The sequence below is a fragment of the Bacteroides sp. genome, from assembly GCF_052357945.1.
Lineage (GTDB): Bacteria > Bacteroidota > Bacteroidia > Bacteroidales > Bacteroidaceae > Bacteroides.
The window spans coordinates 1-10,359 of record NZ_DAWCXD010000159.1; the positions used below are offsets into that span (position 1 = coordinate 1).

At 44.1% G+C, this 10,359-nt stretch carries 8 protein-coding genes; 5 read left to right on the plus strand and 3 right to left on the minus strand.

Annotated features, from left to right (window positions below):
• Positions 1–309 precede the first annotated feature (309 nt).
• Together ACT8YW_RS19630 and ACT8YW_RS19635 are read right to left on the minus strand one after the other, a co-directional pair.
• Positions 310–1,080 (minus strand): LytR/AlgR family response regulator transcription factor, encoded by a 771-nt coding sequence (locus ACT8YW_RS19630; RefSeq protein ID WP_165860937.1) that lies wholly within the window; start codon positions 1,078–1,080, stop codon positions 310–312.
• Positions 1,081–1,097: 17 nt separating this feature from the next.
• Positions 1,098–2,840, minus strand: coding sequence for a tetratricopeptide repeat-containing sensor histidine kinase (locus tag ACT8YW_RS19635; RefSeq protein ID WP_444106874.1), 1,743 nt, complete (start codon positions 2,838–2,840; stop codon positions 1,098–1,100).
• A gap of 293 nt (positions 2,841–3,133) precedes the next feature.
• Between ACT8YW_RS19635 and ACT8YW_RS19640 the strand changes: the two genes are divergently transcribed.
• The 4 genes from ACT8YW_RS19640 (at position 3,134) to ACT8YW_RS19655 (ending at position 9,343) form a co-directional block, all read left to right on the plus strand.
• On the plus strand, positions 3,134–4,243 hold the full coding sequence (locus ACT8YW_RS19640) for an efflux RND transporter periplasmic adaptor subunit (RefSeq protein WP_444106878.1): 1,110 nt from the start codon (positions 3,134–3,136) through the stop codon (positions 4,241–4,243).
• Positions 4,244–4,265: 22 nt separating this feature from the next.
• Positions 4,266–7,472 (plus strand): efflux RND transporter permease subunit, encoded by a 3,207-nt coding sequence (locus tag ACT8YW_RS19645; protein ID WP_444106875.1) that lies wholly within the window; start codon positions 4,266–4,268, stop codon positions 7,470–7,472.
• Entirely contained in the window at positions 7,469–8,839 is a 1,371-nt protein-coding gene (locus tag ACT8YW_RS19650) for a TolC family protein (RefSeq protein WP_117936318.1), read from the plus strand. The genes ACT8YW_RS19645 and ACT8YW_RS19650 overlap by 4 nt, the downstream gene beginning before the upstream one ends.
• Before the next feature lie 159 nt (positions 8,840–8,998).
• Positions 8,999–9,343: a hypothetical protein gene (locus tag ACT8YW_RS19655; protein WP_009000942.1), complete on the plus strand. Its 345-nt coding sequence runs from the start codon at positions 8,999–9,001 to the stop codon at positions 9,341–9,343.
• 387 nt (positions 9,344–9,730) lie between these two features.
• Here the strand turns inward: ACT8YW_RS19655 and ACT8YW_RS19660 are convergent, their stop codons facing one another.
• Positions 9,731–9,955 carry a hypothetical protein gene (locus ACT8YW_RS19660; protein WP_444106876.1) on the minus strand — a complete coding sequence of 75 codons (225 nt, stop codon included), beginning with the start codon at positions 9,953–9,955 and terminating at the stop codon, positions 9,731–9,733.
• A gap of 5 nt (positions 9,956–9,960) precedes the next feature.
• Here ACT8YW_RS19660 and ACT8YW_RS19665 point away from each other — a divergent pair.
• On the plus strand, positions 9,961–10,359 hold a 399-nt coding region (locus ACT8YW_RS19665), incomplete at its 3' end, for a hypothetical protein (RefSeq protein WP_444106877.1).

A 10,359-nucleotide genomic window follows, 5' to 3' on the forward strand; every position in this document is an offset into this window, starting at 1 on the left:
CATCGCACTAATTACGCTAATTTTTAACTAATAAATCAAATACTGATTCGCATAATATATTGATATATAGTTGTATATGTCGTTTTTTAACTATGAATTAGATTTGTTTCCATTTGTGGGTGTTTAAAATTTCAAATGCGGGTCTGGGTACTTAAAATAGCTGTTAATCGTATGATTTTCAGCTATTTTTTTATGGGTAACCAAGAAAAACTATTTCTCAAGCGGAAGCCAATTCAGGCGAATGAAGTTTTGGGTAGGACACTGCAGCAAATCATTGATGTCATCAATAAATTTAGAGCAAGCCAGTCGTTATTTGTCCAGCCATTTCTTGAATGTAGCAGCTTTCTCCCGACTTATCAAAATTTCCTCCTGCGGATACCCATTCATTTCTACCTTTAATTTATAGTTGAACCAGTTGCTGACTTTCTTAATATGTCTCACTTGTATCATATGCTGACGGTTTGCACGGAAGAAAGAAGCAGGGTTCATTTCCTTTTCCAGTTGGTCCAATGTGTAAGGAATGGTAGCAGAAGTGCCATCCGTCAGATAAAGGCGGGTTATGTTCTGTTGAGAGTGGATGAAACAGACGTTCTGGACTTCGATAGTGATATATTCATCTTTGCGAGACACCAAAAATCTTTCCCGATAATGAGGGGTAGGGACAGCCCCACCCAGGTATTCCAATAGCTGTTCCAGCTTTGGAGCAGTGGTCACAGGAGATGAGCGGGATATTCTTTCTGTCGCTTTTTGTATAGCCGCTTCCAATTCATCCGAGTCGATGGGTTTCAGCAAATAGTCGATACTATTGAATTTAAATGCCTGTATAGCATACTGGTCATAGGCAGTGGTGAAAATGATGGGCGAGACTATCTTTATTTGGCGGAAAATGTCGAAACTTAATCCATCCTGTAGGCGGATGTCGGAGAATATCAGATCCGGCTGCTCCCGTTGGAGGAAATCTATACTTTGGACAATACTCTTGGTGATGCCGGAAATTTCGTAATCAGGGTGCAGTGTGCGGATGTAGCGTTGCAGGCGTTCGGCACTGTGGTTTTCGTCTTCTATTATTAGAACTTTCATGGAATTTATCATTTCGTTTAAAGCGTTGAAAGGGTGACACGATAGATGTGTTCATCCTGATAGATTTCAGGGGCGGGAGCACCAGTGAGCTGATACCGCTCTTTGATATTTCGCAGCCCGATGTGGTGGGTGGAAGAGTTCGGAGTAAGAGGTTTACAGTTGTTTTCCACTACCAATTTATCCCCGTCGGAATATACACGGATGAATAGCGGTGCTTCTTCCGACACTTGATTGTGCTTGATGGCATTTTCCAGTAACATCTGCAATACAATGGGAGGGATCTGTCTCTCGCGGATAGCGTCCTGTACTTGTATTTCTACCTGTATGGCATCCTCAAAACGTATTTTGAGTAGGAAGATATAAGCCTCCAAACTGGATAATTCATCAGCAACGGATGAAAGGTTTTTATCGACATTAGCTACGATATGCCGGTAAACTTTGGAGAGACATTTGATGTAGATGGGAGCTGTGGCATCTCCCGTCTCTACTAGGTCGAGCAGGATGCTAAGATTATTGAATATAAAATGCGGGTCTATCTGCATCTTCAGTGCATCAAGACGTGATTGCTGACGTTTCAGTTGCAGATTTTTTTTCTTCTTTTGCAGAACAATGGAGATAGACATTAGAATGAGGATGACGGTAAAAGCAATGACAATAATCCAGCAATAGAAGACCCTGTATCGGTAGTATTCTGCCTCTGCGACTTCGGAGTCACGGATCGTTTTTCGAAGTTTGTCCACATTCTCAATTTGAGCGAGGTCCTTGTTATAAGCGACGCTGTCTATCTGTGCTTGATAGTGCGTCAGCCTTTCCAAGCAGTCTGATACACCATTGAGAGAACCGGTACGTATATTCAGATCAGTCAACTGGCGATAGGCTTTCAGACAGATGAAGGGGTTGTTGCTCTGACTGCTTCGGTTTAGGTAAAAACGAGCGGAATCGATTTGTTGAAGATCGGAATGTATCTTGCCGAGCAGATAGTCGACTGAGTCCTGATATAAATGCGGGATTTGCAGAGCATAGATACGAGCGGAGTCAGGCATGTGCTTGTCGGCATATTTTTCGCTAAGGAGGAATAATAACCGAGCTTGCAAGGAGCCGGAGTAACCTTTCATAGAAGCAGTTTTGAGCAGAGGAATACTCTCATCGCCATCATTTGTCCGGGCGTAATAGTGGGTGAGTTCAGAGTAGGCTTCGGCAATGAGAGAGGGATTGTTTAGTTCCCTGGCCAGAGAGAGGGCGGCGAGTTTGGCCTCTTTCTCTTCTTTCATCATGTGTTTAGTGTGGTAAACCTGCCCTTTGAAGTTGTTGAGGTAGAAGTTCAGTTCGCGAAGATCGTACACATCGTTGTTGTATTGTGTGCAGAGGGTGAAATATTCTACGGCTTCAAGCAGGAAATTAGAATGACGGGCTATCTCGCCCCGGTAGTAATATATTTCTGTCAGGTGTAGTGAGTCCGCTTTATATTTGAAGTAAGGACTGACGATGTTAAGTAGCGAATCCGGCACAAGATATTCTTGTATGCCGATGAGAGCACCGGCTTTTACTAAATCGCACATCATATAGTTCCTTTCGCTCAAGAAAGTACGGTTTATCTGTTCCACATCTGCCAGTGCTTTTCGTGGATTCACTTCAATGAGTCCGTTGGCATACTCCAGGCGGCTGCGTGCGGAGCGGTTCACGCGATAGAGGTAGTAAGCGGAAAAGCTTACTACAAGCAGGGATATTGCGGCTGTGAGATAAATACGTTTTCTTATCATAACTGCGTAATCAAGTCTGAAATGCAAGTCTATTTATTAGGATGGACTCTTATCTTTGTTTGGGCAAAAGTAGTAAATAATACCAAATAGCATTACATCTTCATCACAACTTTATATGGAGGGGATAGGTATTTGGCTTCATTCATTCCGTTTCACCACTTATCTCTGCGGTTTCGTCCCCCAAAAATCCGGCTTTGACCAGAATTACATTGCGGGAGCGGGCGCTGACACCTACTTTTGCACCGCTCTTGTGAGAACTAATCAATCACTATAATACATTGAATTTTATGAAAATGGAAACAAACAAAATGTGGCAAATCTTCATGCTGACAACACTACTTGCTCTTGCAGGATGCAAGAACGGAGGAGGAGAATATTCGCAGTCTGTATCGGAATATGCGACGATGCAGGTGGCACCAGTCAATAAAACTCTTTCTACCCAATACCCGGCAGCTATCCAGGGTAAGCAGGATATTGCTATCTTTCCGCAGGTGACGGGAACCATCACCCGATTGTGTGTAAATGAGGGACAGGCGGTGAAATGTGGACAAGTGCTTTTCATCATCGACCAGGTTCCCTATCAGGCAGCTTTGGCCACAGCCCGGGCGAATATGGAAGCAGCCGATGCAACATTGGCTACGGCACAACTGACCTACGATAGCAAGAAAGAACTCTTTGCTCAAAACGTCATTTCGGCTTATGAATTGAAAACGGCCGAGAATAATCTGTTGATGGCAAAAGCCGGACGCGCACAAGCCAAAGCGCAGGAGCTGAGTGCTGCCAATGACCTTTCCTACACCGAAGTGAGAAGTCCCTCGGATGGAGTGATCGGTACACTTCCCTATCGCGTTGGTACACTTGTTAGTGCCGGAATGGCACAGCCACTAACTACCGTATCAGACAACTCGGACATGTATGTTTACTTCTCAATGACGGAAAATCAACTCTTAGGACTCATTCGCCAATATGGTTCTAAAGAGAAGGCTTTGCAGTCGATGCCTGCCATCGAACTGGTGCTGAATGACCGGACTACCTACGAAGAAAAAGGTACCATAGCAACTATCAGCGGAGTAGTGGATGCTTCGACAGGAACCGTCAGTGTACGGGCAGCATTCCCCAACAAGAACGGACTGCTGCATAGTGGAAGCTCGGGAAATGTGGTGGTTCCATCGGTCTACAAAGACGGTATCATCATTCCTCGTGCAGCAACTTACGAAGTGCAGGACAAGGTCTTTGTCTATAAGGTAGTGGATGGCAAAACGCATTCTACCCAAATAAGTGTGGAGCGTGTGGACGGTGGACAGGATTACATCGTGACGAACGGACTTTCCGTAGGGGATGAAATCGTGACAGAAGGTGTCGGACTACTACAGGATGGAATGCCGATAACAAAGAAGAAGTAACTAACTCAAAATTGAAGAAACAATGAACTTACGAATATTTATAGAACGCCCTGTGCTCTCCGCCGTCCTTTCCATTGTGATTGTAGTGGTGGGGATTATCGGGTTATTCACCCTACCCGTGGAGCAATATCCTGATATTGCTCCGCCTACTGTTCAGGTGTACACTGCATACGACGGTGCCAGTGCTGAAACGGTGCAGAAGAGTGTCATCGCTCCGTTGGAGGAAGCCATCAATGGTGTGGAAGACATGGCTTATATGACTTCCAGTGCTTCCAATGCCGGTTCAGCCGAAATAACCATTTACTTTAAGCAAGGTACCAATCCGGACATGGCCGCTGTCAATGTACAGAACCGTGTGTCAAAAGCTGCTGGACAACTTCCTGCGGAAGTGACCCGTGTGGGTGTCAGTGTCAATAAGCGACAGAACGGTATGCTCCAGATATTTACCTTGCATAGTCCCGATAGCTCATTAGACGAGAACTTTCTCTCGAACTATATCAATATTAACTTGAAACCTGCCATCTTGCGTATTTCCGGAGTGGGAGATGTGCAGGTGATGGGTGGTGTCTATTCCATGCGCGTATGGCTTAAACCTGACGTCATGGCACAGTACAAGCTGATTCCTTCCGACGTGACTGCTGCACTGGCCTCACAAAACATTGAAGCTGCAACAGGCTCTATTGGTGAGAATTCCAAGGAAGCTAAAGCGTATACCATGAAATACCGCGGTCGATTGATGACTCCCGAAGAATTTGGAGAGATCGTGATCCGCAGCACTAAGAATGGTGAGGTACTTCGTTTAAAAGAGATTGCCAACATCAGTCTCGGACAAGAATCGTATTCTTATCAAGGTAGTTTCAATGGTAAACCCGGTGTGTCATGTATGGTTTATCAGACTGCCGGTTCTAATGCCACAGAGATTAATCGTGAGATTGACGCTTTTCTGGCAGACGCTTCCAAACGTCTCCCCAAAGGGGCGGAAATAACCCAGCTGATGAGTACTAACGAATTTCTCTTCGCCTCTATCCATGAGGTATTGAAGACACTGATTGAAGCGATTCTGCTGGTAATCCTTGTGGTATATGTTTTCTTACAGGATATTCGTTCTACACTTATTCCGCTGGTGGGTATTTTTGTTTCTCTTATCGGAACTTTCGCTTTCATGGCGTTGGTAGGATTCAGTATCAATTTGATTACGCTTTTCGCATTAGTGCTGGTCATCGGTACAGTGGTGGATGATGCCATTATTGTGGTCGAGGCAGTGCAATCCAAGTTCGATTCCGGCTACCGTTCGCCCTATATGGCCAGTGTGGATGCAATGAAAGGACTGTCGGGTGCTATCGTTACCACTTCACTGGTGTTTATGGCGGTATTTATTCCGGTGTCTTTCATGAGTGGGACTTCGGGTACATTCTATACGCAGTTCGGTCTGACAATGGCTGTGGCGGTAGGTATTTCTACCATCAATGCATTGACACTAAGTCCTGCCCTCTGCGCCTTGATTCTGCGACCCTATACCAATGAGGACGGTACACAGAAGCAAAACTTCGCAGCCCGTTTCCGCCGTGCGTTCAACATTGCGTTCGAATCATTGTCAGAGCGGTATAAAAAAGGAGTTCTCTTCTTTATCCGTCGCAAATGGTTGACAGGCGCCTTTGTTGCCGGGACAGTCGTAATCCTTACCTTGTTGATGAACAGCACCAAAACAGGCCTTGTGCCCGATGAAGATCAGGGACTGGTGTTTGTTGCCGTATCCACTGCGCCGGGTAACTCACTCTATGCTACCGATGGCATTATGAACCGTGTAGAAGAACGTATTCAGCAAATCCCACAGGTGAAACAGGTACTCAAAGTGACCGGTTGGTCAATGGGTGGTGCGGGTAATTCTTCCGGTATTTTCTTTGTTCGTCTCACCCCGTGGGATGAGCGGCCGGAGCAAGAAGACCATGTACAGGCAGTAATCGGACAGATTTATGCCCGTACCGGGGATATTAAGGATGCCACAGTTTTTGCCATGGCTCCGAGTATGATACCTGGTTATGATATGGGTAATGCGCTCGATATCCAGATGCAGGACAAGGCCGGAGGTGATCTCACCGAGTTTTTCAGCATCACTCGCCAGTTTATCGACTCTTTGAATCAGCGGCCTGAACTGGCAATGGCTTTTTCATCTTTCGAAATCAACTATCCCCAGTGGCAGGTCGATGTGGATGCTGCTAAGTGTCTGCGTGCCGGAATCATGCCTGATGAGGTACTTTCTACCTTGGGGGGATATTATGGAGGTAGCTATGTCAGTAACTTTAACCGCTTTTCGCGCGTCTATCGTGTGATGGTGCAAGCTGATCCGAATTATCGTTTGGATGAGGCTTCGCTCAACCGTCATTTTGTTCGCTTGAGCAATGGAGAGATGGCACCGTTGAGTCAGTTCGTCACACTGACCAAAGTATATGGAGCCGAGAGCCTGAACCGTTTTAATATGTATAACTCCATTGCACTCAATGCCATGCCTGCCGAAGGGTACAGTTCGGGTGAAGCCATCCGTGCTGTACAGGAAACTGCTGCCCGTGTGCTTCCCGCCAACTATGATTTCGATTTTGGCGGACTGGCGCGAGAGGAGAGCAATCAGAGTAATACCACCATCGTGATTTTTGCTATCTGCCTATTGATGGTTTATCTGCTATTGAGTGCGCTTTATGAGAGTTTCTTCGTTCCGTTTGCCGTCCTGCTTAGTGTTCCGGCCGGATTGATGGGTAGCTTCCTCTTTGCCAAATTGCTTGGATTGGAAAATAATATCTATCTGCAAACGGGACTTATCATGCTTATCGGTCTGTTGGCAAAAACAGCTATTCTTCTCACCGAATATGCTACCGAGCGCCGTCGTGCCGGTATGAGTCTGACGTCTGCTGCGCTTATTGCTGCTAAAGATCGTTTGCGTCCTATTCTTATGACAGCGCTGACTATGATTTTCGGTATGGTACCTCTGATGTTAGCATCTGGCGTAGGAGCCAACGGAAACAGTTCACTCGGTACGGGTGTGGTAGGCGGTATGCTGGTGGGTACATTGGCACTGTTATTCATTGTGCCGGCTATGTTTATTGTCTTCCAGGCAATACAGGAGAAAGTGCGACCGATTCAGTTTGATGCCACTGTTGCCGACTGGCAGATAAAGGAAGAGGTGGAGAAAGCCGATGAAGAAAGAAAACAATATTTGGAGAATAAGAAGAAATGAAAAGAAATATCATCACCCTTGCCATAACGACGCTCATGCTGAGTAGTTGCGGCATCTATACAAAATATCAACCGGCAACGACCGTCCCCGAAGATCTTTTTGGGGCGGCGGAAACGGTTTCTGATACAATTCATAATATTGCCAAGTTGAATTGGCGTCAATTGTTCGTCGATCCTCATCTGCAATCCCTCATTGAGCAGGGGTTGCGGAATAACACTGATCTACAGTCCGCTCACTGGCGAGTGGAAGAAGCCCGTGCTTCGCTTAGTTCGGCCCGCCTGGCTTATCTGCCCTCATTCGCTTTTTCACCGCAGGGCACTGTAAGTAGTTTCGATAAGGGGAAAGCTGGACAGAGCTATTCCCTGCCTATTACTTCCTCTTGGGAAATTGATATCTTCGGTCGGCTGACGAATGCCAACCGTCGTGCTAAAGCTCTTTATATTCAAAGTCAGGAATATGAACTCGCTGTTAAGACGCAGTTGATAGCCAATCTGGCGAATACCTATTACACACTTTTAATGCTGGATGCTCAATTGGCCATCTCCGAGGAAACAGAAGTAAAATGGAAAGAAAGTGTACGCGTTATGCAAGCTTTGAAGAATGCCGGTCAAGGTAATGAAGCTGGTTTGGCACAAACCGAAGCCACCTACTATTCCATCTGTACCACTGTTTTGGATCTAAAGGAACAAATCAGGCAGGCGGAAAACAGTCTTTGTCTGATGCTGGGAGAAACTCCGCAATTTATCCGTCGTGGCACACTGGACGGACAGGTTTTGCCACAGGATTTATCCGTAGGTATCCCTTTACAACTTCTTGCTAATCGTCCTGATGTCAGATCATCAGAATTGGCTTTAGCGCAAGCCTTTTACACGACTAATGAGGCACGCTCTGCCTTTTATCCATCCATCACCCTCAGCGGTTCTGCCGGGTGGACAAATGGAGTAGGTGAGGTGGTTATGAATCCGGGTAAGTTGTTGCTGTCAGCTGTTGGCTCCCTTACGCAGCCCTTATTTAATAAGGGGCAGAATATAGCCCGTCTAAAAATAGCTAAAGCGCAACAGGAAGAAGCGAAGTTGTCTTTTACGCAGACCCTACTCAATGCCGGTGCTGAAGTGAACAACGCTTTGAAGCAAAATCAAACGGCCCGGGATAAATCCGATCTTTACCAGCGTCAGATCTCTTCTCTACAAACGGCTGTTACCAGCACACAGCTGCTTATGCAACATGGAAATTCCACTTATCTTGAAGTCCTCACCGCCCAGCAAACTCTACTGACAGCACAGTTGACACAGGTGAGTAACCGGTTTCAGGAGATACAAGGAATAATCAATTTGTATCAGGCACTAGGAGGAGGTAGGGAAGAGTAATGGAAATAATTGAATGACACTCATATCCGGCTGAATATTTATAATGTGGAGAAACAATAAATAATGTAAAAAAGCAGATTTTCTTTTCATCGTAGAATTAACTTTCAAGCTTTTGTGAGGTCTAACATACATTACTCACTTAATATGATATTTAGAATTATGAGAAAGCAAATTTTAAGTTTGGCAGTTGCACTATTGATTGGCTCAACTGTATGTATGGCTCAAAATCATCAGAAAGGAAAAGCTGATAGAGAGAAACGCATAGAAAAAATGGTTACCGATTTGGGACTGAATGAAAAGCAGGCCAAAGATTTTAAAGCTGCAATGGAAGAGATGAAACCTGCAAAAAATAAATCGGATGAAAAACCTTCACGAGAAGAAATGCAAAAGAAAAAGAAGGAAGTCGATGCTAAAATAAAAAGCATTCTGACCGATGAACAATATAAGAAGTATCAGGATATGCGTAAGAAGGATAACGCGAAGAAAAAGAAAAAAGCAAAATAAGTACTGTGAATTTAAGCTAAACTTATCATATGGATGATTATAAAAGATCGTCTGTTATGAGGCTATGTTTATTCCCTGTTCTTTCATAAATATTTATTTAATCTACATTTTAGTTTTCGTTCTACTAAAGTTGGATGTATGTTCTCCATTTAAGGTGAAAAACATATATTCAACTTAGGTGGAGCGATTTTTTTATGAGATAATGAAGAATATGAAGTTAAAGAGAAACTACAAGCAAAAAAGTAACGGTAGTTATATCTATCTAATAGTGAACGGTGCCAAATAAACTCTAAAGAGGCGTCCTTATCCTTCTTTAGAGTATTCATATAGTATTTAATTTGGTCAGGAACCTGATCGGAAAATAACGTAATAAAACGCCCTTCCTTATTAAAAGAGTGCGTATAGGGTGACTTGATTGTCATCTGTCATCCCATAGCCATCTTCATCCGCCCAGTATCTTCCGTCAGGCTGTACTGTCCAATTGAATACGGCTCTATCATCAACAAATGGATAGATAAAACTAGCGAATCTGTTTTCTTTAATGACATGCTCCATCGTGATATCTTTTTCCCATTTCCCATGAGCCAGTCCTGGGAAATTCAGAACGTACATTAGATGTGAACTTTAATCCTCAAAAAGTTTGGTTGAGGAATGAACTAGCGTATGCTTTAGCAAAAAATAAGAATATAATTCCTGTCTTTTTATCAGGAGTGAAGGGATTTTCAGAGGGATTGCCTTCGGATGTGTCGGGAGTTGTGAAGAAAAATGGACAGGAATATAATAGATATTATTTTAATGAGTTCTATGACGTATTAAAAGAGCGATTCATAAAGTCAAAGCCGGTCAGATCTAGTAGAAAATGGATACTGGCTGTCTGTGTACTAATTGTGATGGCTGTTATATCGTTCTTTATGTTGAATTTTTCTAAAGAACCGAAGTATAATGAGGAAACATCAAAAGATACTTCTCAAATTATTGAAAATAATATAGATATCATATTCTTTGGGAACGCTGGT